Annotated in this window: 18 protein-coding genes, 4 tRNA genes and 2 pseudogenes; 15 read left to right on the forward strand and 9 right to left on the reverse strand. The window is 58.7% G+C overall.

Annotation, left to right across the window (positions count from 1 at the left end; genetic code table 11):
- Positions 1-231: 231 nt before the first annotated feature.
- From ACEUKI_RS01510 to ACEUKI_RS01570, 13 genes and pseudogenes are all read left to right on the forward strand, one after another.
- Positions 232-1,035 (forward strand): annotated as a pseudogene (locus ACEUKI_RS01510) (arsenic resistance protein); the annotation flags it as partial.
- Positions 1,028-1,432: an arsenate reductase ArsC gene (locus ACEUKI_RS01515; RefSeq protein WP_115770282.1), complete on the forward strand. Its 405-nt coding sequence runs from the start codon at positions 1,028-1,030 to the stop codon at positions 1,430-1,432. The pseudogene ACEUKI_RS01510 and the gene ACEUKI_RS01515, both read left to right, overlap by 8 nt.
- Before the next feature lie 64 nt (positions 1,433-1,496).
- Positions 1,497-2,804: a DUF1846 domain-containing protein gene (locus ACEUKI_RS01520; RefSeq protein WP_374156410.1), complete on the forward strand. Its 1,308-nt coding sequence runs from the start codon at positions 1,497-1,499 to the stop codon at positions 2,802-2,804.
- Between the two features lie 175 nt (positions 2,805-2,979).
- Positions 2,980-4,854, forward strand: coding sequence for an acyltransferase family protein (locus ACEUKI_RS01525; protein WP_374156411.1), 1,875 nt, complete (start codon positions 2,980-2,982; stop codon positions 4,852-4,854).
- Between the two features lie 85 nt (positions 4,855-4,939).
- Positions 4,940-5,962, forward strand: a complete 1,023-nt coding sequence (locus ACEUKI_RS01530) for a ribose-phosphate diphosphokinase (RefSeq protein WP_374156412.1) — start codon at positions 4,940-4,942, stop codon at positions 5,960-5,962.
- A gap of 116 nt (positions 5,963-6,078) precedes the next feature.
- Positions 6,079-6,149, forward strand: a tRNA-Gln gene (locus ACEUKI_RS01535).
- A 94-nt stretch (positions 6,150-6,243) separates the two neighbouring features.
- Positions 6,244-7,626 (forward strand): bifunctional UDP-N-acetylglucosamine diphosphorylase/glucosamine-1-phosphate N-acetyltransferase GlmU, encoded by a 1,383-nt coding sequence (gene glmU / locus ACEUKI_RS01540; protein WP_374156413.1) that lies wholly within the window; start codon positions 6,244-6,246, stop codon positions 7,624-7,626.
- A gap of 3 nt (positions 7,627-7,629) precedes the next feature.
- On the forward strand, positions 7,630-8,043 hold the full coding sequence (gene rsfS / locus ACEUKI_RS01545) for a ribosome silencing factor (RefSeq protein WP_029680362.1): 414 nt from the start codon (positions 7,630-7,632) through the stop codon (positions 8,041-8,043).
- A 132-nt stretch (positions 8,044-8,175) separates the two neighbouring features.
- Complete coding sequence (locus tag ACEUKI_RS01550; protein WP_080784981.1) at positions 8,176-8,874, forward strand: histidine phosphatase family protein; 699 nt, start codon at positions 8,176-8,178, stop codon at positions 8,872-8,874.
- A 218-nt stretch (positions 8,875-9,092) separates the two neighbouring features.
- Positions 9,093-9,165: transfer RNA gene (locus ACEUKI_RS01555), tRNA-Ala, on the forward strand.
- A gap of 89 nt (positions 9,166-9,254) precedes the next feature.
- Positions 9,255-9,327 (forward strand) — tRNA-Ala (locus ACEUKI_RS01560).
- A 199-nt stretch (positions 9,328-9,526) separates the two neighbouring features.
- Complete coding sequence (pta, locus tag ACEUKI_RS01565; RefSeq protein WP_179133434.1) at positions 9,527-11,197, forward strand: phosphate acetyltransferase; 1,671 nt, start codon at positions 9,527-9,529, stop codon at positions 11,195-11,197.
- 211 nt (positions 11,198-11,408) lie between these two features.
- Positions 11,409-12,638 carry an acetate/propionate family kinase gene (locus ACEUKI_RS01570; RefSeq protein ID WP_115770808.1) on the forward strand — a complete coding sequence of 410 codons (1,230 nt, stop codon included), beginning with the start codon at positions 11,409-11,411 and terminating at the stop codon, positions 12,636-12,638.
- Positions 12,639-12,851: 213 nt separating this feature from the next.
- On the opposite strand, the gene aroA is transcribed toward ACEUKI_RS01570, so the two are convergent.
- The 3 genes from aroA to ACEUKI_RS01585 all read right to left on the reverse strand — a co-directional run bounded on the left by aroA (position 12,852) and on the right by ACEUKI_RS01585 (position 15,831).
- Positions 12,852-14,189 carry a 3-phosphoshikimate 1-carboxyvinyltransferase gene (aroA, locus tag ACEUKI_RS01575; protein ID WP_374156414.1) on the reverse strand — a complete coding sequence of 446 codons (1,338 nt, stop codon included), beginning with the start codon at positions 14,187-14,189 and terminating at the stop codon, positions 12,852-12,854.
- 182 nt (positions 14,190-14,371) lie between these two features.
- The gene (locus tag ACEUKI_RS01580) at positions 14,372-15,544 is read right to left on the reverse strand and encodes an ABC transporter permease (protein ID WP_080784984.1); all 1,173 of its coding nucleotides are present in this window, start codon (positions 15,542-15,544) and stop codon (positions 14,372-14,374) included.
- 110 nt (positions 15,545-15,654) lie between these two features.
- Positions 15,655-15,831, reverse strand: a complete 177-nt coding sequence (locus ACEUKI_RS01585) for a hypothetical protein (RefSeq protein ID WP_181896308.1) — start codon at positions 15,829-15,831, stop codon at positions 15,655-15,657.
- 311 nt (positions 15,832-16,142) lie between these two features.
- On the opposite strand from ACEUKI_RS01585, the gene ACEUKI_RS01590 reads away from it, so the two are divergent.
- Positions 16,143-16,216, forward strand: a tRNA-Pro gene (locus tag ACEUKI_RS01590).
- A 66-nt stretch (positions 16,217-16,282) separates the two neighbouring features.
- On the opposite strand, the pseudogene ACEUKI_RS01595 reads toward ACEUKI_RS01590, so the two are convergent.
- Together ACEUKI_RS01595 and ACEUKI_RS01600 are read right to left on the reverse strand one after the other, a co-directional pair.
- Positions 16,283-17,299: pseudogene (locus ACEUKI_RS01595) on the reverse strand (MFS transporter); the annotation flags it as partial.
- Between the two features lie 394 nt (positions 17,300-17,693).
- Positions 17,694-18,497: a MerR family transcriptional regulator gene (locus ACEUKI_RS01600; RefSeq protein WP_115770098.1), complete on the reverse strand. Its 804-nt coding sequence runs from the start codon at positions 18,495-18,497 to the stop codon at positions 17,694-17,696.
- 175 nt (positions 18,498-18,672) lie between these two features.
- Between ACEUKI_RS01600 and ACEUKI_RS01605 the strand changes: the two genes are divergently transcribed.
- Positions 18,673-19,227, forward strand: coding sequence for a DNA-3-methyladenine glycosylase I (locus ACEUKI_RS01605; protein ID WP_374156415.1), 555 nt, complete (start codon positions 18,673-18,675; stop codon positions 19,225-19,227).
- A 169-nt stretch (positions 19,228-19,396) separates the two neighbouring features.
- Here ACEUKI_RS01605 and ACEUKI_RS01610 read toward each other — a convergent pair whose 3' ends face one another.
- From ACEUKI_RS01610 to ACEUKI_RS01625, 4 genes are all read right to left on the reverse strand, one after another.
- Positions 19,397-20,107 carry a zinc ribbon domain-containing protein gene (locus ACEUKI_RS01610; protein ID WP_374156416.1) on the reverse strand — a complete coding sequence of 237 codons (711 nt, stop codon included), beginning with the start codon at positions 20,105-20,107 and terminating at the stop codon, positions 19,397-19,399.
- Positions 20,108-20,232: 125 nt separating this feature from the next.
- On the reverse strand, positions 20,233-22,353 hold the full coding sequence (gene glgX, locus ACEUKI_RS01615; RefSeq protein ID WP_186289838.1) for a glycogen debranching protein GlgX: 2,121 nt from the start codon (positions 22,351-22,353) through the stop codon (positions 20,233-20,235).
- Positions 22,354-22,426: 73 nt separating this feature from the next.
- Positions 22,427-23,101: an NUDIX hydrolase gene (locus ACEUKI_RS01620; RefSeq protein WP_374156417.1), complete on the reverse strand. Its 675-nt coding sequence runs from the start codon at positions 23,099-23,101 to the stop codon at positions 22,427-22,429.
- A gap of 45 nt (positions 23,102-23,146) precedes the next feature.
- On the reverse strand, positions 23,147-24,067 hold the full coding sequence (locus ACEUKI_RS01625) for a Nif3-like dinuclear metal center hexameric protein (protein ID WP_374156418.1): 921 nt from the start codon (positions 24,065-24,067) through the stop codon (positions 23,147-23,149).
- Between the last annotated feature and the right edge of the window lie 107 nt (positions 24,068-24,174).

A 24,174-nucleotide genomic window follows, 5' to 3' on the forward strand; every position in this document is an offset into this window, starting at 1 on the left:
ACGGTAATCGAGCCTCCGTTCCCGCGTTGGGACGGAGGCTTCTTCTTTGCTGTTTTAGGCGCTATTGCTGTTTTCGTGGGTGGTGGTTCGTTGTTGAACCGTTGTGGGAGTAAATGAAGAGCGCTTTTTGGGTAGGCGAGGTGGTGCCGTTTTCTTGGACTGTGATCCGAGGAGGAAACGGCACCACCTCGAAACGGCAATCGTCGCCTGCCAAAAAACTACCGCACCCCCGTTTTTGTCACATGGGTTACAAACTGGCTGATTAAGCCATTCACCATGTACGGCATCGCAAGCCTGTTCTTCTTTGTCATTTTCAAAGGCTTTATTACGCCGGAACTGGCAACGGAATATCTGGCAGGTGCGGTTCTGTTGGGTGCTGCTCCCTGTACCGCTATGGTGTTTGTGCGGAGCAGTCTGACCAAGGGCGATCCAGCTTACACTGTCGTTCAGGTGGCCACCAATGACTTGATAATTCTGGTAGCTTTCGTCCCGATTGTAAAGTTTTTGCTGGGCGTTTCCAATGTTCCCGTTCCGTGGGATACCCTGATTCTCTCTGTGGTACTGTTTGTGGTGATTCCTCTGGCTGGCGGTATGCTGACCCGTTCGGCTGTCATCAAGCGGAAGGGGCAGTGTACTTTGAGGAGACTTTCATCCGTATGTTTGACAGTGCAACTACCATTGGCTTATCGCTGATGCTGGTGATGATTTTCTCGTTCCAAGGCAATACCATTCTGGAAAAACCTCTGCACATTGTTTTGATTGCGGTACCGCTGATTTTACAGACCTTCCTGTTTTTTGCGATTGCGTATATCGCTTGCCGGGTTTTGAAGTTGCCCTACAAGATTGCTGCTCCCGCCGGAATGATTGGGGCTTCCAACTTCTTTGAACTGGCTGTTGCTGTTGCAATCGCCTTGTTTGGAACGACTTCCCCTGCGGCACTGGCAACGACTGTGGGTGTGCTGACAGAAGTTCCCGTGATGCTGTTCCTTGTAAAAAAACGCAAATAAGACGAAAGACTGGTTCAAATATGAGTAAGAAAAAGGTGGCATTTATCTGTGTCCATAATTCCTGCCGCAGTCAGATTGCCGAGGCCCTGGGAAAGCACTTGGCTTCCGATGTGTTTGAAAGCTATTCCGCAGGAACGGAAACAAAACCGCAAATCAATCAGGATGCTGTCCGCATTATGAAAGAACTGTACGGGATTGACATGGAGAAAACCCAGTATTCCAAACTGATCTCGGATATTCCTGCCCCTGATATTGCAATCTCCATGGGGTGCAATGTAGACTGTCCTTTCATTGGTAGAGCATTTGACGATAACTGGGGATTAGAAGATCCGACCGGAAGCGAAGATCAAGTCTTCGTCGAGGTCATTCGAGAGATTGAAAAACGGATTCTACAGTTGAAGCAATGCTTGGAGCCACGCGTGTAGCCCCGGGCATTCGCGTATAATCTTCCCGTTTACGACGCCGTTTCGGAAAGGTCTGCCGGACCACATGCGACAGGGATTCGACAACGACAAATACATCGAACTGCAGGCCGCCAACATCAGGAGGCGCATCGACCAGTTCGGAGGCAAGCTGTATCTGGAATTCGGAGGCAAGCTCTTCGACGACTACCACGCCTCGCGCGTGCTGCCCGGCTTCGAGCCGGACACCAAGTTCCGCATGCTCGAGAGCATGGCCGCGGACGTGGAGATCGTCATCGCGATCAACGCCAACCACATCCAGCAGGGCAAGACCCGCGGCGACCTCGGTATCCCCTACGACGAGGACGTGCTGCGCCTCATCGACGTCTTCCGCTCGCGAGGCTTCCACGTGGGAACCGTGGTTCTCACCCAGTACGCCGGGCAGCCCGCCGCCGACGCCTACCGCCACCGCCTCGAGCAACTCGGCGTCACCTGCCGCCTGCACTACCCGATCGCCGGATACCCGCACGATATCGAACACATCGTTTCAGACGACGGATACGGCAGGAACGAGTACATCGAGACCACCCGACCGCTCGTCGTGGTCACCGCGCCTGGCCCGGGCTCCGGCAAGCTCGCCACCTGCCTGAGCCAGCTCTACCACGAGCACAAGCGCGGCATCAACGCCGGCTACGCCAAATACGAGACGTTCCCCATCTGGAATCTTCCGCTGAACCATCCCGTGAACATCGCGTACGAGGCCGCCACCGCCGACCTCGACGACACGAACATCATCGACCCGTTCCATCTGGAGGCGCACGGCGAGACCACCATCAACCACAACCGCGACGTCGAAGCATTCCCCGTGCTCAAGGCCATGATGGAGCGCATCATGGGCGAAAGCCCCTATCAGAGCCCCACCGATATGGGCGTCAACATGGCCGGATACGCCATTGTGGACGACGATGCCTGCCGCGATGCCGCGCGTCTGGAAATCGTGCGCCGCTACTTCACCGCCTGCGTGAACCTCAAGCGCACCGGCAACGGCGAGGAGCAGATCGAACGACTCCGTTCCATCATGAAGAAGGCGGGCGTCGACCTGGAGCTGCCCGTCATCCACGACGCGGCCATCGAACCGATCTGCCGTCTCAAGACGGAGCACCTCAACAGCACGAACCGCCGTCTGCACTCCGACGAGACGCTCATCGCGCTGTCCATCACCAGCGCGACGGACCCGGTGGCCAAGCGCGTCATCGACGGCCTCGAACTGCTGCACGGCGCCGACGCCTTCTTCTCCGTTATCATCTCATCCACGGACGAGGCGCTGTATCGCAAACTCGGCATCAACGTGTGCTGCGAACCGAAGTACGAACGGGTGAGTCTGTATCACCGGTAAGCGCCACCGATAAGCGCGGTATGCCGCGAATCGTCAAGCCGGTAATCATGCAGCATGCGGCCTGACGATTCGCTGCTGTCGCATTGTCTCTCCCCTCGGCCATGCTGGGCTTGTTTTCTGTTTGTTAGAGAGAACGGGGAATACCATCAGCACTACGGCGAGAGAAGGATTATCCGTGAAGCGGTTCGTGGGTTTAGACGGTATTAAAGGACTGGCGCTGATAGCCATTGTGCTGTACCACTGCATGCAGCAACGGCTGCCAGGCGGATTCTACGGAGTCGACGTGTTCTTCACCGTCTCTGGATTCCTGATTGCCGTCAGTTTGATCCGTTCTCTGGCGAAAACCGGATCGCTGAATCTCGTGCGATATATTCCCAAGCGTGCAGTACGTCTCTATCCGGCGCTGTTTCTGCTGATTCCGGTCATCGTCTCCGTCGGCTGGCTGTTCGATCACGACGTTCTAGTTTCCATCCGCGACCAAGTCATCACCGTGCTGCTGGGCTGCTACAACTGGTACGCCATTGCCGGAGGCCAAAGCTATTTCGACCAAATGAACCCGCAGGTGTTTCGCCATCTGTGGTTCATTGGCGTGCTCATGCAGTTCTACGTCATCGTGCCGTTCATCGTCTGGCTGATGTGGAAGCTCCGCCAGACGAAACTGCCCTCACTCATCCCACTGGGACTCGCGGCGTTCAGCAGTATCGCCATGTGGGTGATGTATGTGCCCAAGGGCGACCCCACCCGCGTCTACTTCGGCACCGATACCCACAGCATGGGCCTGATGCTGGGTGTGGCTCTCGCCTGGTGGGTCACCGCTCCTCAGTTGGGCCACGCTCGTCAGAGGGCTGTGCCGATGCCCCGCACCATTAGCTCGAGCGCTTCGGCCGCCGCACATCGGGCTCTGTTACCTCGGATTCCCGTGGAGCATCGCATCTGGAATGCGGCGGCACCGGTATTGGCGTTCCTCAGCCTGATTGCCTTGGTCACCATGGCGGTTATCGGCAAACAGGATGCATTCGCCTTCCGCGGTGGCATCATATTGTCCAGCTTGTTGTCCGTGCTGCTGATTGCCGGTACCATCTCCGACGATTCCTGGATGCAAAGCCTCATGGTGTTCAAGCCATTGGCCTCCCTCGGCAAGTATTCGTACGGCATCTACCTGTGGCACTGGCCGTTGTGGATTCTTTCCAGCGCCCTTGCCCCGAAGATCTTCAAGGCAGTAGGGCCTTGGCCTCTCATCATGACCGCGTTGCTCACCGCCATTGCGGTGATGATTTCCTGGCTGATGGTGGAGAAACCGGCGGCAACGCACTCGGTGATATCCGTCGTGGTGCCCCTTCGCACGAACAAGAAGAATCATGCGGCCCGGGTTATTGCCGTTGACGTTATCCTGGTGCTGTCGTTGGTCGGCTGCGCGCAGGGCATTGCTCATGCACCTGCGAAAACCGCCATGCAGATCCAGCTGGAGCAACAGGCCGCACAACTGGAACGTATGCAGAAAACCGAACACGTGCTGCTGCGCCATGCCGTGCCGGCACCGCCCAAGCCCAAGCATGAGATGCCCACCGGCGATCAGATTACCGCCATAGGCGATTCGGTGATGCTGGCCTCATCACAGGGCCTTTCGGAAGTCTTCCCCGGCATTCAGACCGACGCGAGCGTTTCCCGCTCCATCATGGTCGCCCCCGAACTCATCGGCAACGATCTGTCCGCCGGCAATCTGCGGCAATGGGTGCTGATCGGCCTTGGCACCAATTCGGCAATCACCCCCGATCAGTTGGACCAGATTCGTAATATGATCGGCCCCGACCGCGTGCTGGTACTGGTCAATGCCCATGGAGACCGTACGTGGATTCCACCTACCAACCAGGTGCTTGCCGACTATGCGGCCGCACATCCGGACAATGTGGTGCTGGTGGATTGGGATGCCACAGCCAACGCGAACGCGCAGGTGCTCGGCTCCGACGGCATCCACCCGAGCATGGATAGCGATATCTATGCAAAGGCGGTCAAACAGGCCACCGAACAATGGATCGCAAGCGGCAGGTGAACGGCAGGCAACGCTGAGTTGTCCAACCAGTCGTGAAGAACGGCTATGCTGAAGACTGCATCAACGAGACCACACGTTGGGAGACATGGTGAGCGCAATCCTTGAAGGGAAGCCCGATAAGAATCTTATTCTCGTTACGGGAAGGATTCATCCGAAGTTGGCTGAGGATGTCGCCGAGCAGCTCGGCATCGACGTCCTTGAAACCACCGCATACGATTTCGCCAACGGCGAGATGTACGTGCGCTACACTGAATCGGTGCGTGGCGCCGATGTGTTCGTGCTGCAAAGCCACTACCAGCCCATCAACAAGGCGATCATGGAGCAGCTCATCATGATCGACGCATTGAAGCGCGCCTCGGCCCGTTCCATTACTGCGGTCTGCCCGTTGGTCGGCTACTCCCGTCAGGACAAGAAGCACCGCGGCCGCGAGCCCATCTCCTGCCGTCTGGTGTTCGACCTGCTGAAGACCGCCGGTGCCGACCGCATCATGTCGGTCGATCTGCATGCCGCGCAGTCCCAAGGCTTCTTCGACGGCCCGGTCGATCATCTGGTGGCCATGCCAGTGCTGGTCGACTACATCCGTGATCGTTTCCAGGGCCATCTCGACAACGTCGCCGTCGTCTCCCCCGACGCCGGCCGCATTCGCGTGGCCGAGCAGTGGGCGCAGCGTCTCGGCGGCGGTCCGCTCGCTTTCGTGCACAAGACGCGCGACATCACCCGCCCGAACCAGGTGGTCGCCAACCGTGTGGTCGGCGACGTCGCCGGCAAGGACTGCGTGCTTGTCGATGACCTGATCGACACCGCCGGTACCATCGCGGGCGCATGCCACGTGCTGCAGGACGCGGGAGCCAAGTCGGTGACCGTGGTCGCCACGCATGGCGTGCTCTCCGGCCCGGCCATCGAGCGACTCAAGAACTGCGGTGCGCGTGAGGTCGTGCTGACCGACACCGTGCCGATTCCCGAGGAAAAGCGCTGGGATGGCTTGACCGTCCTGTCGATCGCCCCGCTGCTGGCCAGCGCCATCCGCGCCGTATTCGAGGACGGCTCGGTCGCCGAACTGTTCGACACCTACCCCGAGCACCACGGTCAAGGCTTCCTGTTCGCCTGATCACGTGCGTGTTTGTTCGTGGAAAGCACACGATGCGAGACGCGACATGGCGTAGCCTTTCGGTAAATACCGACAGTATGGTATAAATGAACACTTGTGGGCCGAAAGCCCACGACTCCCCCATGGTGTAATGGCAGCACACGGGTCTTTGGAACCCTTTGTCTTGGTTCGAGTCCAGGTGGGGGAACGGCTGACGGCCGCTCGACATCCGGGCGGCCGTCTATTGTTTTGAGGTGTTTCCACCCTCAATAGACATTCCGATCGAAGGGAATACGTCAGTTATGGCATTATCCGCAGCCATCGTCCTCGCCGCCGGCGAGGGTACCCGCATGCGTTCCAACAAGCCGAAGGTGCTGCATACTTTTGCAGGCAAGACCTTCCTGAACAGGGTCATGGATTCGGTGGCCGCCCTGAATCCCGACACGCTGGCCGTGGTCGTGCACTTCCAGGCCGAGCGCGTCGCCGAAGCCGCCCGCTCCTATGACGAGCAGGTCACCATTGTGAACCAGGACGACATTCCCGGTACCGGCCGCGCCGTGCAGTGCGCAATGGCGCAGCTCACCGAGGCTGGCACGGTCGATGGCCCGGTGCTGATCGCCGCCTCCGACATGCCGCTGCTCGACAGCGAGACGCTGCACCGTCTGGTCGAATTCCACACCGTCTCCGGCAACGGCGCCACTGTGCTCACCACCATCCTCGATGACCCGACCGGCTACGGCCGCATCATCCGCGATCGCGAAGGCAACGTGCTGCGCATCGTCGAGCAGAAGGACGCCAATCGCAGCGAACTCGCCGTGCAGGAAGTGAACACCTCAGTCTACGTGTTTGAGGCTTCCGTGCTTACCGAGGCAATCGCCGGACTGAAGTCGAACAACGCGCAGGGTGAGTTCTATCTGACCGACGCGCTGGAAACCGCCAAGGCCGCTGGCAAGGTCGGCGCGTTCGCCGCTCCGGATCCGCTCACCGTCGAAGGCGTGAACGACCGCGTGCAGCTGGCCGCGCTGTCCAAGACCTACAACCGCCGCGTCTGCGAGCGCTGGATGCGCGACGGCGTGACCATTCTTGACCCGGAAACCACTTGGATCGAGGACGATGTCCAGATCGGCCGCGACGCCACCATCCTGCCCGGCTCCTTCCTGCAAGGCCACACGGTGGTCGGCGAGGACGCCATCGTCGGCCCGTACACCACCCTCATTGACACAACCGTGGACGAAGGTGCCGTGGTCGAGCGTTCCCGCGTGCAGGAATCGCACATCGGCGCACGCACGAACATCGGCCCGTGGACCTACCTGCGCCCGGGCAACGAGTTCGGCGAGGATGCCAAGGCCGGCGCGTTCGTCGAAATGAAGAAGGCGCACATCGGCAACGGCACCAAGGTGCCGCACCTGAGCTACGTGGGCGACGCCCAGCTCGGCGACCACACCAACATCGGCGGCGGCACCATTACCGCCAACTATGACGGCGTGCACAAGAACCGCACCACCATCGGCTCCGGCTGCCACGTGGGTGCCGGCAACCTGTTCGTGGCCCCGGTTGAAGTGGGCGACAACGTGACCACCGGCGCCGGTTCCGTGGTGCGCCACGCCGTGCCGAGCGACACGATGGTCTACTCCGAGAATACGCAACACAACGTCGAGGGCTGGAAGCCCGCCTGGGAGCGCTGAACCATGCCCGCACTTCAGGATTCCATCAACGCCGTCCGCGTGGCCGCTGAGGCCGCGGACCGTATCAAAGCCACCGACATCGTGGCCTTCGACGTAGCCGACCTGCTCGGCATCACCGACATCATGATGATCGCCGGCGCCTCCAACGAGCGTCAGGTACTGGCCGTGGCCGAGGAAATCGAAAAGGACCTGTTCCTTAAGTGCTCCGGCCGTCAGCCGCGCTCTCGCGAGGGCCTGACCGAGGGCCAGTGGGTGCTGCTTGACTACGGTGATTTCGTGATTCATGTCATGCACGAGGAATCGCGCGAATTCTACGGGCTCGAACGACTCTGGCGCGACTGCCCGGCCATCGATCTTGAACTCGCACACCCGGAAACGGCGGAGCATGCGGACGCTGCTGCCGTCACCACCGCGTAACGTGCGAATCACATAACGCTGATATTCGCTGATATTCGCGTGTCGGGCTGCCTGTTGCCGAACGTCATTGACGGCACCAGGCAGCCCTCCCCTTTTTCCCGTTTTCTCGCTGGAACCGAAAGGATCGTCACTATGACCAATCATGTTCGTTCCATTTTCCTTATCCGTCATGGACGCACCTCCTACAACGCCGCTCACAAGCTCCAAGGCCAGGTCGACATTCCGCTGGACGCCGTGGGTGAATGGCAGGTCAAGCAGACCGCCGCGGCCTTGAAAAGCCTGTACGTCGATCGGCGGCCGGAAATCAACCACCGGTTCATTGTCTGCTCCGATTTGAAGCGTGCGCACGCCACCGCGCAAGCTTTCGCCGACGTATTGGGTGGAATCGAGCCCGTCGATGATCGTCGCGTCCGTGAACGCAGCTTCGGTGATTGGGATGGCCATGCCGTGGCCGAACTGGCCGAACGCTACCCCGAGGACTTCCGTTCCTGGATGGAGTCTCGGGGCGGCGAGCTGAAGTATGGAGCCGAGCCCAAGGAAGCTGTGGGCAAGCGCGGCGTGGAGGCTCTTGAGGACTGGTCCACGCGTGCCGGAGACGACACGGACCTGTTCGTGTTCTCGCACGGCGCATGGATTGCGCAGACATTGCAGACCCTGTTGGGCATTTCCGCAATCGATCCGACCTTTTCTACGGTGGTTTCATTGCGTAATGCGCACTGGGTGCGCTTGGTGCCGATGGACAATCCCGATGGCACTGTGCGCTGGCGTCTGCTGGACTACAATCACGGTCCGGCCATCGCCGACACCGACGAGTGGGAACGCGAACGCTGATCGTGTCACGGTTCCCCTGCTGAGCCAACAGGTTCAGTGTATTCGAAAAACCGTTCAAGCAGTAATTGAATAACCCAATGCCTGAATAATGGCGGAAACAAGCCAAAAAGTGTCGCCAAATCCCACTTTTGTCATTTGGCGACACGCCGGCTTTTGCCAGAATCGACATCTCGTCGTAATGTATACGAGGTTCAAACAACGGGCCAACAATTGAAAACGGGGCTATAGCGCAGCTGGTAGCGCATCTCCATGGCATGGAGAGGGTCGGGGGTTCGAATCCCCCTAGCTCCACGACGAAGCCATCAAATCAGGCGATATGGTGGTTTCTCCGCTGGTTCGTGGCGGGTCTTGCGACTCCCATGAATCGGATAGCTTCACTCGGGGCTATAGCGCAGCTGGTAGCGCATCTCCATGGCATGGAGAGGGTCGGGGGTTCGAATCCCCCTAGCTCCACAATCAAGGCCGGTGCTTCATGCACCGGCTTTTCTCGTTTTCTGGCCTATCGGCCGACTTTTGCGCAACATTCCTCGGAAACGTCGCCAGGGGGACGCTCTTCCGATTGGCGCGACACCGGCGTGAGCGATAACAGTAATCGCCACTACAATGAGGTGTGGTCCCTACCGTGTTGATCATCAAAGGAGACAAAAACATCGTGACCGTCACCCGTGTATATATCGCCAGCCCTGAAGGCGCCAATGGCCGCAACGTCGTCGCTTACGGCATGCTCAACGCATTGACTTCCAAGTACAAGACCATGGTGTTCCGCCCTGCTGTGTCCAACCATGACGAATTCACCCCGATCCTGCTCGCCGCCTCCAATGCCGGACTCGGCGTGGCCCTGTCCACCGGTCTCGATGTGCACAAGGTGCGCGAGGATAAGGACACCGCCCGTGGCGATATCGTCGGCGCGTTCAACGATGCCATGGACGTTTCCCGCGCGGACGCCGCCCTGATCGTGGGCACCGACAAGTCCCACGTCAACGATCCGACCAGCTATGAATTCGACGCGAATGTCGCCGCTGATCTGAAGGCCGGCGTGTTCCTAGCCGTGTGCATCATCGACCGTTGGCCGCACGAGCTCGACGAGACCGTCAAGCTGTCCATCGAGGGCATGGAGGCCGCTGGCAACAAGGTGCTCGGCATCTTCGTGACCGGATGCGAGCCGCGTCACGCTTTCTCCGTTAAGGAGACCCTCGCCAAGTACGGCCTGCCGGTCTGGACTCTGCCGCAGGTGCCGTTCACCGATGAATCCACCAAGGATCTGGCGCTGGAGACCTTCCGTAAGAACGCTCCCACCGATGAAGTGCTCGCCGCGCTCGATGTGGACGTCACCGCGCCCATCACCCCGTACGCCTTCCAGTTCGGCCTGCTCGGCAAGGCCAAGAGCAACAAGAAGACCATCGTGCTGCCCGAAGGCGAGGAGGACCGCATCATCAAGGCGGCCGACTACCTGCTTGAGCGCGAGATCGTGAACCTCATCATCGTGGGCAACAAGGACGCCATTCTGGCTCGCGGCAAGGAACTGGGCCTGAACTACTTGGAGCGCGCCCGCTTCCAGGCTATGGACGACGAGAACGTGTTGAAGCCCATGGTCGCCAAGCTGTGCGAGTTGCGTGCCAAGAAGGGCATGACCGAGGAGCAGGCCCGCAAGCAGCTGGCCGACGCCAGCTACTTCGGCACCATGCTCGTGGTGCTCGGCTACGCCGACGGCCTGGTCTCCGGCTCCGTGAACTCCACCGCCAACACCGTGCGCCCGGCCCTGCAGGTCATCAAGACCAAGCCCGGCCAGAAGCTGGTCTCCGGCGCATTCCTCATGTGCTTCAAGGACCATGTGGCCGTGTTCTCCGACTGCGCCATCAACCTCAACCCGGACGCCGAGCAGCTTTCCGAAATCGCGCTGCAGTCCGCCGAGACCGCACGTGCCTTCGGCATCGACCCGAAGGTCGGTATGCTCTCCTACTCCACCCTCGGCTCCGGCAAGGGACCGGACGTGGACATGGTCGAGGAAGCCACCAAGCTGCTCAAGGAGAAGGCTCCGGATCTGCCGGTGGTCGGTTCCATCCAGTTCGACGCCGCCTGGTCCCCCACCGTGGCCGCCACCAAGGCCAAGGGCAACGATGTGGCCGGACACGTCAACGTGTTCGTCTTCCCGGACCTGTGCGCCGGCAACATCGGCTACAAGGCCGTGCAGCGCTCCTCCGGCGCCTTGGCCATCGGCCCGGTGCTGCAGGGCCTCAACAGGCCGGTAAACGACCTGTCCCGTGGTGCTCTGGTGCAGGACATCATCAACACCATCGCCCTCACCGCCATCGAAGCGCAGTGAGCCCGGCTTGGCTCCCGCTGGCGGGAGCTGTCACGCGCAGCGTGACTGAGGGTGGTCAGGCGCGAAGCAGAACCACCCTCAGTCGGCTTCGCCGCCAGCTCCCGCCAGCGGGAGCCACCGTAATGCTTATTTTGTAGCAAGCAACGAGTAATCTGATCAACGGTAACCCGTGTCTCACGGGAACATTCAATCACAATGGAGGATGCCCACAATGGCGAAAACCGTCCTTGTCATCAATTCCGGCTCCAGCTCGATCAAGTACCAGCTGGTTGATCTCGAATCCGGCGAAGGCCTCGCTTCCGGCCTCGTCGAGAAGATCGGTGAGCCGGTCGACGGCCACTACAAGCACGAGTACAACGGCGAAAAGCACGAGCTTGAAGAGCCGATTCACGACCACGAGCAGGGTCTGAAGCGCGTGCTCGGCTTCTTCGAGGAGTACGGCCCGAACCTGTCTGAGGCTGGCATTGTCGCCGTCGGCCACCGTGTGGTGCAGGGTGGCTCCATCTTCCCGAAGCCGGCCCTCGTGACCAACAAGACCATCAACCAGGTCAAGGATCTGGCTGTGCTCGCCCCGCTGCACAACGGCCCGGAGGCCAAGGGCGCCGAAGTCATGCGCTCCCTGCTGCCGGACGTTCCGCAGATCTTCGTCTTCGATTCCTCCTTCTTCTTCCAGCTGCCGAAGGCCGCCAGCACCTACGCGCTGAACAAGGAAATCGCCGATCAGTACCACATCCGTCGCTACGGCGCCCACGGCACCTCCCACGAGTACATCTCCTCCGTGGTGCCGGACGTCATCGGCAAGCCGGCTGAAGACCTGAAGCAGATCGTTTTGCACATCGGCAACGGCGCTTCCGCTTCCGCTGAGGTCTCCGGCAAGCCGGTTGAGACCTCCATGGGTCTGACCCCGCTTGAGGGCCTGATGATGGGTGGCCGTACCGGTGACATCGACCCGGCTGTGGTCTTCCACCTGATCCGCAACGCCCACATGAACGTGGACGAGCTTGACGCCCTGTTCAACAAGCGTTCCGGCATGATGGGCATGACCGGCTATGGCGATTTGCGTGAGGTTCACCGTCTGGTGTCCGAGGGTAATGAGGACGCCAAGCTGGCTCTGGATGTCTACGTGCACCGCATCGTCAGCTACATCGGCAACTACACCTACCAGATGGGTGGCTGCGACGTGATCACCTTCACCGCTGGCGTGGGCGAGAACGACGACGTGGTCCGCAAGATGGTGTGCGACAAGCTCGCTCCGTTCGGCGTCAAGCTGGACGAGGAGAAGAACGCCACCCGCTCCAAGGAACCGCGCATCATCTCCACTCCGGACTCCTCCGTGATCATCGCCGTGATTCCGACGAACGAAGAGCTGGCCATCGCCCGCAAGTCCGCCGCAATCGCCGAAGCCGGCACCGACACCTACGGCAACACCTTCGCCAAGTAAGTAACCGCCGTTAGGCATCTCACCAATCTCTAGTTGCAACACTATGGGGGGGGCTGATTCCGATTGGAATCAGCCCCCCCGTTCGTATATGGTCATGAGACCACTACCCCTGCGTCATACTCCCCTCAGTCGCCTCCGGCGGACAGCTCCCCTCAGAGAGGGGAGCTGTCCGCGTAGCGGACTGAGGGGAGTTCCACCAGAACACAGGACCCCTTACTGCCTCAGCATGCCGCTCCACATACCGACGAAATCAGGCAAGGTCTTGCGCGTGGTGGCCACGTTGATGACCTCGATATCGGGAATACGCAGCCCCAGCATCGCGGCGAACGTGGCCATACGGTGATCAGCATAGGTTTCCATCACGGCACCGTGCAACGTCTCCGCCGGCACCGGTTCGATACGCAATCCATCAGGCAATTCCTCAGCCGCTCCCCCAACACGACGAATCCCGTTGACCAATGCCTCCAGACGATTCGTTTCGTGGCCGCGCAAGTGACCAATACCAACCATGTCTGTCGACTTATCAGCAAACACCAGAATCGCCGCCAACGAGGGCGCAATCTCCCCGGCCGCCGTCAAATCGAACGTACCCAGCCCGCGCACGGTGCCGTCATCGGTCACCTCGCAATAGCGCACGCCATCGATTGTCGGGAACGATACTTTGGCACCCATCTGTTCCAGATAGCCCGGCAACAAACCACCCGGCTGGGTGGTGGTCTCAGGCCAATGAGGCACCCGGACCGTGCCGCCGGCGATCAATGCCGCGCCGAGGAATGGCGCCGCGTTCGACAGGTCAGGCTCAACGGGCACCTTGCTCGGCAGTTGCATTGCGCGCGGTTCAACCGTCCATGTGCGGGCGGATTCGTCGGCCTCAACCGCACCGCCGGCACCGGTCACATCAGCCACAGTCATGCGAATGTGCGGCAGGCTCGGGGTCTTCTCCCCCGTGTGCGCGAGGTGCAGACCGCCAGGCAGTTTGGAACTAATCAGCAACAGGCCGGAGATGAACTGGGAAGAACCGGACGAATCGATGCCGACCTGCGCCTGGGCAGCCGGCAAGGTTGCAGGCGGCGTAATAGTGAACGGCAGACGGCCAACCTCGCCGTGGTAATCAACCGTTGCACCCAGCTGTTCCAAACCGTCAAGCACCGGCTTCATCGGGCGTGCATAAGCCTGTTCGTCGCCATCAAAATTCACTGGGCCATCTGCAAACAGGGCAAGGCCGGGCACGAAGCGCATCACCGTGCCGGCCAGTCCGCAGAACACACTGACGTTGCCATGGAATCGGCCGGATACGGGAGGAGTAACCGTTACGGTGGTGTCGGTTGCGGGATCCACGTCGCAGCGGACACCGAGGGCTTCGAGGGCACCCATCATAAGGTCCGTGTCGCGCGAACGCAGCAGGCCAATCAGAGTAACGGGCTTGCTGCCGAGGGCGGCGAGAATCAGGTAGCGGTTGGATAGGGACTTGCTGCCCGGCACCGTTACCGTAGCGTTCAACGGCTGTGTGGCGAGCAGGGCAGGCCAGAGATTCGTGAGTTGTTCAGTCATAAGGCCAAATCTATCAGTATTTGGAGGCTTCAGAGCGTCCGCTGTCATTCATTTGGTCGATTTGTCGTTCATTAGGTAGGTCAGCCTCCGCACCCACCTTTGAAATGGCGCGATTCCAACATGGCGTAGGACACCGAACCTACCAAATGAACGACAAATCGACCTAATGAACGAGATATCTATCAACGGTCGGCGGCGATGCGGGATTCAATCTGCTGTGTGGGCTCGGTGGATGCTTCCTCCAGCCCGCCTTCGATGGCCTGCGCGTGCAGCAGCTGGGCGGCCACGCGGTCGGCCTCGATGGCGGCGATCTGGCGCGAGAACACGATGAACCAGCCTAGGAACGCCAGACCAGCCAATGCCTCCACATTGGTGAGGGTGTTGTGACCCATCATCATATTGACCCAGAATGCAGCACATACGAGCGCGGTCAGGTCGGAGGCCACCATCACTGCTTTGGACAGGCGTGGCGCAAGCCATGGCAGGAGCACGAACAGCAGCAGCATGACGAACGGCAGGCCTTTGGCGCATATATTGTGCAAGAGATTGTGCGGCGTGTACCGAAACACGCCGATGCCGATGAATGCCAGGCCGGCCACCATCAGCAGGAAGGACAGAATGGAGATGCGCAGCATGAAATGTGGGATTTCGTAGCCGCGATTCGGATCTCTGTTGGTGCGGTCGTGCCAGAGGCGCTGTAGCCGTTCGGTGGTCACCAATTCGGAGATGGCGAAGTAGCTGACGATGATGATGCATGTGCCGGCAAGAATCAGCGTGGAGTTGAACATACGGGCCGCGAACGTGGTTCTGTCACCAAGCTGCGAAAAGTTGTTGTGATACCAGTATGGGTCGTCGGTGGTCATGCCGGCGGTGACCACGCCGGAGATGACGAAGAACGGCAACAGGCTGGCAATGGTTTTGGCATTCATCATCTCCGCCTGTACAAAGGTCATGTACCCTACCACGCCGGCAAAGGCGGCGCAGACGCTGGAAATATAGCCGGAGAAAATAGCATTGCCCATCATATCGTTGGCCGCACCGATGAGGGCAAAGGACGACAGGAAGATGGTCGAGGCATACACCACCGAAAGGGCGACGATTTCGAAAATGCGACGAACCGGTGCAAACCAACCATGTTTGAGGTTCAATGAACGTGATTTACGCGCATAGCCAATAATGAAGGAAATGACGCCGCATGCCGCCACGATGCCCGAACATACCACGAATCGGCGTTGCGCCAGCTGCCAGATGGCCGGCGCGTATTCCATGTACAGGTTCATCGATACCGCGCCAACGACGGCGCAAATCAAGAAGGAGATGAGTCCGGAGGTTTCTGCACGCTGATGACGTCCCATGCCGGGCCTCCCCTATCTATTCGATGCCGCGTTATCTTTCAATAACAAACAAAACTCTCCCCGAGGACAACGCTTTACTAGCAAGCCAGCGGGATTTGGCTGTCGCCATTCTACTGAAAATCTGAAACATGGAATGGAATATCAGGCAAGCCGGAATCAGCCAGATGGCGTTCATACTTATCAATATGTTCCGCTACAGAATCGGACTGGACGTGAAGCACCAATGTGATGAGATAGTATTTACCCCACTCGCCAGATTCGTCCACGAAGATGCTCAATTCACTCAAATGGGCTCCTGCCAACGTTGGAGGAGAAGGAATGCCGGGGAATACCCCCGGCGACTTGGAGCCTCGCCCTTGCGGGCCAAAGCACTGCTTGTTATGCCAAAATACGTGACGACTCGCAATATCCTCATGAATGTTGTTACTGAATTAAACTGAAATAGCAGATACAGATTCAAACCTAGTCGTTGTAGAGCATCATTGAATAAAGATGTCGCTCACATGCAAGAGAATCCAGAACCTTTTTGAATTCATATGCTCGACACGCAATGTATCCAGCGTTGTTTATAATGACTTCTTGTGCCTTAATGGCGTATCGGGCTATAGCGCAGTTTGGTAGCGCGCCTGCTTTGGGAGCAGGATGTCGCCGGTTCAAATCCGGCTAGCCCGACTGCAAGCCCTACTTCCGACTGGGAAGTAGGGTTTTTCCTTTTATCCGGTTCGAAGTTAATGCAGTTCACTCATGTATCCGCCGTATTTGCGCCGTCACCGCAAGAGCCATGACGGTGAGCACCAGCATCAGGACAGCCAGAACGCCAAGCGTGACGCCAACGCCCCATAGCTTCATCGTGGTCCCGATGACGGCGTACAAGGCCACACCCATGAGCGAGCGCACCATGGAGATGACGGACAGTATGCGCGCCCTGATGGCACTCACCAGATAATCCTGTGTAACGCTCCCCACGACGATGAACAGCATCTCCGCCATGAACAGCGCCATCAAACTCACCACGAGCAGCATCATCGGCAAGGCAATTCCCGACACCACGAAAATGATCTGTGTGGAGTTCGCATAGCTCATCGCGGTCATATCAAGTGCTGCGGCCACGGTCATAAAGACGGCGAATACCCATACCGGCGCATACGTCGTCCAATGCGTAGCGACAGGAAACAGCCAGGCTTTTCCAAACTTCTTCCGTGATAAATCCTTGTCGGCGCCACGCCCGTTCCTCAGCCCCCTCACAAAGACCAACATCGCGAATTCAGCAGCATAGACGCCGACCATCAGCAGGTACAGCATGATCCATGAATACGATGCCAACAGAGCCCCGAAAAAGGAGGATACACCCAACATGATTTGCTGCCCGGCCATGGCCCTCGAACTATATGAGAGATAATCTCTCTTCTTTCCACCATCCGCATCCGACTGCTCGCCCTCCACCAGCTCATACAGCAACGAGTTGTCGGAACCGGACAAGAACGTGTACGCGAAGCCGCATAAGGTCATCATGCCCATATAGCCTGCAAAGCCCTGGACCAACAACATTCCCATGTTGTACGCCGCCAGCAGCGAGGTGCCGACCATGAGCGATGTCTTACGCCCGAACCGGTCGGACACCCAGCCAGTCGGAATCTCGAACACCACGGTAGCCAATTGAAACATGGCCTCGCACAAAGCCACCTGTTGCACGTCCAGACCATGCTGGCCCACATATACCAAGAACACGGCCCGGTTCAACACAAATCCGGTGGCGGCAAGAAAGACGCCGCGTCATGCCAGACAGCGGCAAAATCGGGCGGCACGCAACGGCAAAAAGCGACAGCTCTCGTCATATATGACAGATGCTTTCGCCTCGCAAAATCACGATTACGCGGAAATGGGCACACTACTCCCTAGGAACGCCGAATGTTGCCCACAAAAAGAACAGGAACGGTCAAGCGAACCACCCGCGTGGTTTGTACCTCTTGAACCTGATTCCCATGAAACATGCCGCCAGTATAGCATCGCAAAAGACCCCGCGGCTCATCCGTCTTGGACGATACTGTCGTAATCGTCGCAATCCCTCACACGCTGTGAGCCAATTCGTGAGCCAACTGACCGGAACGACATTCATGTCACGATAATTCCAATACCTCCCGATCACATCTCACTGCCACGTCAAATTGTCGAGATCCACACCGAATCTTGTCGCGTTGGCTTCAATCAGTGCAAGCAGCCACTGGGCCAAACCCGGTTCCAAAGCATCGTAATGCTGTACGAAACGCTCGTCGGCCACGTACATGCGGCCGAGGCACACGTGCATTGACGGGGTTACATCGAACCATACCAAGGAACGACGGTGGGCTTCCGCCAGCTCATTGCCCTCATCGCTGCCGGGCTTCACGCCGCGCCGCATGGCATCGGCGAGCCGCTGCTCGATGGCTTCGAATTGCTTCATGTCGCGCTCCTGCATATCAGACGTTCTCCTCACCTGGTATTCCGCAGCCTGCATCCACTGCCGGCTCCCGCCCCAACGGCTCTGCGCTTCTTCGGCCCATTCTCGGGATTGCTGCGTCGCATCATTCATATCGATTCCTTTCTGTGCAACGTTCATAAGCCGATCGATATCGGCCAATGCCTGATTGATATGTTCCGCCTTGCGTGCAAGTTGGCCCCGACGATCCGCCAACTCGCGTATTACCTCACTCGGCTTGGCATCGAGCAGCTGCTTGATACGCGGCACGGGCATGCCGAGCTCCCTGTACAGCAGCAGCCTGCGCAGTCGTCTGAGATCCGAATCGGAATACAGCCGGTATCCATTCCAGTCGCGTTGCGGAGACACCAGACCCGTTTCGTCCCAATGCCGCAGCATGCGAATACTGATGTTCGTCAGCCGCGACACATCCCCTACGTTGAGATGGGAAATACGCTCCGCCGGAGTGTCCATGTCGTGTGATTGCCGGTCATTCATGGTTACAGGCTAAAGTATGACATCATGTGAGGGTCAAATCAGCATGGCGACGCGAACACAGACATCGATTTCAGTTCACGGTGTCCACGGCTGGAATAAAAGTCCGATTATACTGAATCGCACATCGCACTAACGCCTAAAACCAACCGTCTCCGACAATCCATAGGGAGAACACATGGATGACATGAACCCACGCTGCGGCTGGTGCAATCTCAGCAATCCCGTCTATGTTGCCTATCACGATGCCGAATGGGCGGTTCAGTCGCATGATGACCACCACCTCTTTGAGATGCTGGTGCTCGAGACCTTCCAGGCCGGACTGTCATGGGAGACGATACTGAACAAACGCGAGCGTTTCCGTCAGGCGTTCGCTGGGTTCGACATCGAACGGATCCGGCGCTATGACGAGAACAAGATCGCCGAACTCATGAACGATCCGGGCATCATCCGCAACCGTCGCAAAATAGTCGCGACGGTCGGCAACGCCAACGCATTCCGGGATATCCAGACGTCGTACGGCAGTTTCGACGACTATATTTGGCGGTTCACCGGCCGTCGCATCATCTACGAGACGGGCATGACGACGTCCCGTCTGTCCGACGCCGTCGCATCGGAGCTCAAGGCGCACAGCATGCGATTCATCGGCACCACCATCGTCTACGCCTATCTGCAATCCATCGGCGTCATCAATGCACATGAGCCTGGATGCTTCCTGCACCGGGAAAGGTGACCCGCGCAAGGATTCATAAGGTCGCTCGGGCAGAATCTCTCCGAGAGGAACCAGTGCTTCTAGTTATTTTGCTTATCGAGTTCTTGGTAGCGCTCTTTGACCCCGGTAAGGATTCCGGCAGATTGTTCACGCTACTGCGCGGTGAGCGCTTCGAGCAGTTCGCCGAAAGTCAACCCACCTTCACTACCGGATGACGGATGATGGTTTTGAGATTTTCCGGTTTGGCTCGGCGCGGGTCGGATAGGTAGATCTCGTGATGGCGGCGGGTGTCGGAGAAGTCGAGCCCGTAGCCTTGCGAACGCGCGTAGCCGTCCAGAATCGTCACAGTCGCGGGCTCGTCGTCGTACGGGCCTTTGTGCATGACCTGCGCGACCACGCCTTCATCGAAGTCGAAGAGATATGCACGATTGATGTCGACTTCGGGATGCTTGGAGGCAAACGATGCCTTGGCCCACGCAAAGACCTCATCGGTCACGAATTCCGGCAGACGAATCATCGAAGTCCAATAGAAGTCGGTTTTACGCGTGTAATCGACGCCGGGCACACCCTTCTCCATGCTCCATAAGCCCTCCAGCGGAGGCACGGTGTAGTCGAAGTACCCGTCGATATGCTCGGCCTGTTCGACGCTGATATGGCAGGATTCCGCCATCATCGGCGCGCATGCGGCGACCAATTCATCGCTATTGGCATAGTCCTGAAGAAAAACGCCGTCTTCATAGCAGTAGTTGCAATAATCTCCGTTTCGCGTTCCATCCGGTTCGGTGCCGTGATCTTCCGGGCGGTAAAACGGCATGGCACAACTTTGGCAAAAACCATTGTCCGGCATTTCCATAAGCCTCGCCATCGGCACCTCAAAACGGGTGCTGATCAGCCGAATCATGTCGATGCTCGGCTCGTGGAGGAGCGTAAGGGGCGCGAGTAGGGGTTCGCGGCTTTGCTGCGGTCTCTCCCCCACCCGGCTACACCGGGAGCTCCCTCGTCAGAGGGAGCTTAAATTCGGTCTGGTTATAGGCCCATGGGCTTCTTGGGCTTTTTGTCGCTCATGAGCATGAGGAAGCTGCGGGACTGGGCGGTGATCATGAAGCCCGCCTCATAGCTCAGTTCCGGCCCATTCGGGTTGTGCGTATCCACGACCAGCTGCCATTTGTGGCCGTATCGCTCATCCGGCAGGGTGAACATAATCGGCTCGTAATGTGCATTGAAGATCAGAATGAAGTCATTGTCGACCATCCGGTTGCCGTACCAGTCGACCTCCGGAATATCCGAACCGTTCAGATAAATCATCATGGAGAACGCATGCGTGTTCCGCCAGTCGTCCATATCCATGATCGAACCGGTGTGGTCGAACCATTCGACCTGCGGAATCATGTTCGAATCGTCGCCGGGCTCACGGCCTGTGAAGAAGCGACGGCGGTGCAACACCGGATGATCCAAACGCAGATGAATGAGTTTGGAAACGAAGGCGAGCAGTTCCTTGCGTCTCTTGTCAAGATGCCAGTTGGTCCAGGAGATCTCGTTGTCCTGACAGTAGGCGTTGTTGTTGCCCTGCTGGGTGCGGGCCACTTCGTCGCCACCGCAAATCATCGGGATACCCTGGCTGAACAGCAACGTGGCGAACATGTTGCGCATCTGACGCTGACGCAAGTCGTTGACGTCCGGAATATTGGTCGGGCCTTCAACGCCGCAATTCCAAGAGCGATTGTTGCTCTCGCCGTCGCGATTGCCCTCGCCATTGGCTTCGTTGTGCTTTTCGTTGTAGCTGACCAGGTCGTTCATTGTGAAACCATCATGCGCGGTGATGAAGTTCACGGACGCCACCGGTCGACGGCCGTTGACCTGATACAGGTCGGAGCTGCCCATCAAACGCGAGGCGAATTCGGGCAACGTGGAGGGCTGCGAGCGCCAAAAGTCGCGCACCGTGTCGCGGTAGCGGCCATTCCATTCGGACCATCTGGGCGGGAAGCCACCCACCTGGTAGCCGCCGGAGCCCAGATCCCACGGTTCGGCAATCAGCTTCACGCGCGAGATGATCGGGTCCTGCTCCACGATGTCGAAGAACGCAGACAGCTTGTCGACCTCCTGGAACTGGCGGGCCAGTGTGGCGGCCAGATCGAAGCGGAAGCCGTCGACGTGCATTTCGGTGACCCAGTAGCGCAGCGAATCGGTAATCAACTGCAGCGCGTGCGGTGAGCGCATGAGCAGCGAGTTGCCGGTACCGGTGGTGTCGAAGTAGTGCTGCTGGTCGCCTTCCACCAGTCGGTAGTAGGAGGCGTTGTCGATGCCCTTGAAGCTCAGGGTGGGGCCCACATGGTTGCCTTCGGCGGTGTGGTTGTACACCACGTCGAGGATGACCTCCATGCCGGCGCGATGGTATGCCTTGACCATGGACTTGAATTCGTTGACCTGCTCGCCGCGCTCTCCGGAGGAGGAGTAGGCGTTGTGCGGCGCGAAGAAGCCGATGGTGTTGTAGCCCCAGTAGTTCGACAGGCCCTTCTCCTGCAAGAAGGAGTCGTTGACGAACTGGTGAATCGGCATGAGTTCGATGGCGGTGACGCCGAGCTTCTTCAGGTATTCGATGACGCTCGGGTAGGCCAGGCCGGCGTAGGTGCCGCGGATGTCCGGCGGCACGTCCATGTTGAGGTTGGTCATGCCGCGCACGTGCGCCTCGTAGATCACCGAATCGTGGTACGAGATGTAGGGGTGCTGGTCGTTGCCCCAGTCGAAATACGGATTGATGACGGCCGACTTCATGGTGTGGGCGGCCGAGTCAAGGTCGTTCATCGCCGAGGTGTCGTCCGGGCTCTTGAACCAGTATGAGAACAGGCTTTCGTCGCCGTCGATATTACCTTCAATGGCCTTGGCATACGGGTCAAGCAGCAGTTTGTTGGGGTTGCATCTGAGGCCGTGCACCGGGTCATAAGGACCGTAGACGCGGTAGCCGTAGCGCTGGCCGGGCTGGAGGCCGGGGATGTAGTCATGCCATACATATGAGTTCTGTTCGGTCATTTCGATGCGTGTTTCCGCATCGTGCTCGTCGAACAGGCATAGCTCGACTTTCTGCGCAACCTGTGAGTACAGCGCGAAGTTCACACCGGCGCCGTCATAGCTGGCGCCCAGCGGATACATTGATCCAGGTCTGATCTGCATAGTTTTCATTATCCCACTTTCTTGTGTCACTGATGTGTCGGGGAGTTGAACGTCAGGAGAACAGCGACGGCTTGCCTTTGTCGGAGTTCCTGGCGATGAGTCTGCGTAACGCCTCATGCTGGATGGCGATCATCGAATTGGATGAGGTTATGCGCGTGGCGGCAAGATCGCTCCACGGAATCCACGCGGATTCCACGTGCTCATCCGCGTCGAAATGGCGCTGCTCCCGCCTGAACGGGCCCAAATGCAACACCATGATGTGGGCCAGTTCGTCGGTCATGCCTTCGGACGAGTAGAAATCGCCCACGAAATCAACACCCATGGTGTCACGGTCCGGCACCACGCCGGTTTCCTCGGCCAGTTCCCTCAGGGCCGCGTCCATGATGCCCTCGCCCTCGTCCATGAGACCGGCGGGAAGCCCGTAGGCGAACATGTCCGATCCGGCACGGTATTCGCGTTCGATGAGGTAACGGTCGGTGGACATGTCGTGCACGAGCATGACCACACAGGGGGCGTGACGCAGCACCTGGCGGCCGATCTCGTGTTCCTTGCCCTGCTTGTCGGTCAGCGCGATGCGCATGTCGTCCACGTGGAAGATGCACCCGGTATAAACGGTTTCGCTACTGATCACTTTGGCGGGCACGTCCATGTCGATGCCGTCCGAGGAGGCGTTCAGCTTATGGTCGAGCCGATGCTCCAGTTGTTTCTGCTTGCTTCCCCCCAACATGTCATCTCCTCGGAAAAAACGTTTTCGCCACGTTACTATAGCGTCTTAATCTCGATGCGCGGTAATGGACAGCGTCCATGGATCGGTCGTGTCGTGGAACCACTCGACTTCAGGCCTTGCTCCGGTCGCTTGTTCGATGGCGGCCGGCACGTCATCGATCGCGTAGTTGAACCACATGGATTCGATGGCGGCATGAGGGGTGTTGATGAAGCAGGGACGCACATGGCTCTCCCCCGCCATTCCATGGCCGAGCATGATGCCTTGGGCCCTCATACGGGCTTCATACCAGGCTTGTTCGATGGCGTCGGTCACCGGGTGGTGACGCAAATCGCTGGTTACGTACACGTCCGCACCGGTGGCACGTACCTCGTTGAACAGGGAGTCCCCGGAGCCAGGCAGAATGGCCACATACTGAACAAAAGTATCCGAATCGCCACATACCTGGATGCCGAGCGCGGTGGTCATGCCATGATCGGACACTTCGTCGAATACGCGCTGAGCGAAATCCTTCAGGGCAACAGGCTTCGGCAAACGACCCACACGCCCCAAGCCGACCGGATGAGAGGCGTTTGCATCGTCAATCGGCACGAGTGGTTTCTGGTCGATGAGTCCGAAGTAGTCGGCCGCCGCCTGCCCCACGCCGCGATACGCAGCGTCGGCATTGGTGTGCCCTACCCACAGCCCGCAGCCGTGCTGGTAGAGCCTGCGGACGATGTCGCCCCGGAAGCCAAGTCCGCTCGTCTCGTGTACGGAACGGAAGAACAACGGGTGGTGGGTGATGAGCAGGTCCGCGCCAGTGGCGATGGCCTTGTCGATGATGGCGGAGGTCGGGTCGGCGGCAAACACGATGCGGTGCACGTCGTGGCTCAGATTGCCGACGATGAGGCCCGGTTCATCCCATTCCTCGGCGTAGCGCAATGGGTACAGGGTCTCGAGAACGTCGATGACTTGCTTGAGATTCGGCATATGTCCCATTGTAGTGGGCTATTGCGGCAAGGGACTCATTCTGCAATTGCGGACAAGCCATGCTCGTGCTCTTCATTGTTTGACTATCGGCTCGCCTTCGCCTACAA

The organism is Bifidobacterium sp. 2450 (assembly GCF_041900695.1).
GTDB lineage: Bacteria > Actinomycetota > Actinomycetes > Actinomycetales > Bifidobacteriaceae > Bifidobacterium > Bifidobacterium longum.

What these genes read in the sequence shown, in the direction of transcription:
- glmU (WP_374156413.1), top strand. Translation starts at nt 6,244, where the DNA reads ATGGCATTATCCGCAGCCATCGTCCTCGCCGCCGGCGAGGGTACCCGC.
- ACEUKI_RS01625 (WP_374156418.1), bottom strand. Translation starts at nt 24,067, where the DNA reads ATGCCGAATCTCAAGCAAGTCATCGACGTTCTCGAGACCCTGTACCCA.
- rsfS (WP_029680362.1), top strand. Translation starts at nt 7,630, where the DNA reads ATGCCCGCACTTCAGGATTCCATCAACGCCGTCCGCGTGGCCGCTGAG.
- ACEUKI_RS01550 (WP_080784981.1), top strand. Translation starts at nt 8,176, where the DNA reads ATGACCAATCATGTTCGTTCCATTTTCCTTATCCGTCATGGACGCACC.
- ACEUKI_RS01530 (WP_374156412.1), top strand. Translation starts at nt 4,940, where the DNA reads ATGGTGAGCGCAATCCTTGAAGGGAAGCCCGATAAGAATCTTATTCTC.
- ACEUKI_RS01600 (WP_115770098.1), bottom strand. Translation starts at nt 18,497, where the DNA reads ATGAATGACCGGCAATCACACGACATGGACACTCCGGCGGAGCGTATT.
- ACEUKI_RS01580 (WP_080784984.1), bottom strand. Translation starts at nt 15,544, where the DNA reads ATGGGACGTCATCAGCGTGCAGAAACCTCCGGACTCATCTCCTTCTTG.
- ACEUKI_RS01610 (WP_374156416.1), bottom strand. Translation starts at nt 20,107, where the DNA reads ATGATTCGGCTGATCAGCACCCGTTTTGAGGTGCCGATGGCGAGGCTT.
- glgX (WP_186289838.1), bottom strand. Translation starts at nt 22,353, where the DNA reads ATGTATCCGCTGGGCGCCAGCTATGACGGCGCCGGTGTGAACTTCGCG.
- ACEUKI_RS01515 (WP_115770282.1), top strand. Translation starts at nt 1,028, where the DNA reads ATGAGTAAGAAAAAGGTGGCATTTATCTGTGTCCATAATTCCTGCCGC.
- ACEUKI_RS01520 (WP_374156410.1), top strand. Translation starts at nt 1,497, where the DNA reads ATGCGACAGGGATTCGACAACGACAAATACATCGAACTGCAGGCCGCC.
- ACEUKI_RS01620 (WP_374156417.1), bottom strand. Translation starts at nt 23,101, where the DNA reads ATGTTGGGGGGAAGCAAGCAGAAACAACTGGAGCATCGGCTCGACCAT.
- aroA (WP_374156414.1), bottom strand. Translation starts at nt 14,189, where the DNA reads ATGACTGAACAACTCACGAATCTCTGGCCTGCCCTGCTCGCCACACAG.
- ACEUKI_RS01605 (WP_374156415.1), top strand. Translation starts at nt 18,673, where the DNA reads ATGGATGACATGAACCCACGCTGCGGCTGGTGCAATCTCAGCAATCCC.
- ACEUKI_RS01570 (WP_115770808.1), top strand. Translation starts at nt 11,409, where the DNA reads ATGGCGAAAACCGTCCTTGTCATCAATTCCGGCTCCAGCTCGATCAAG.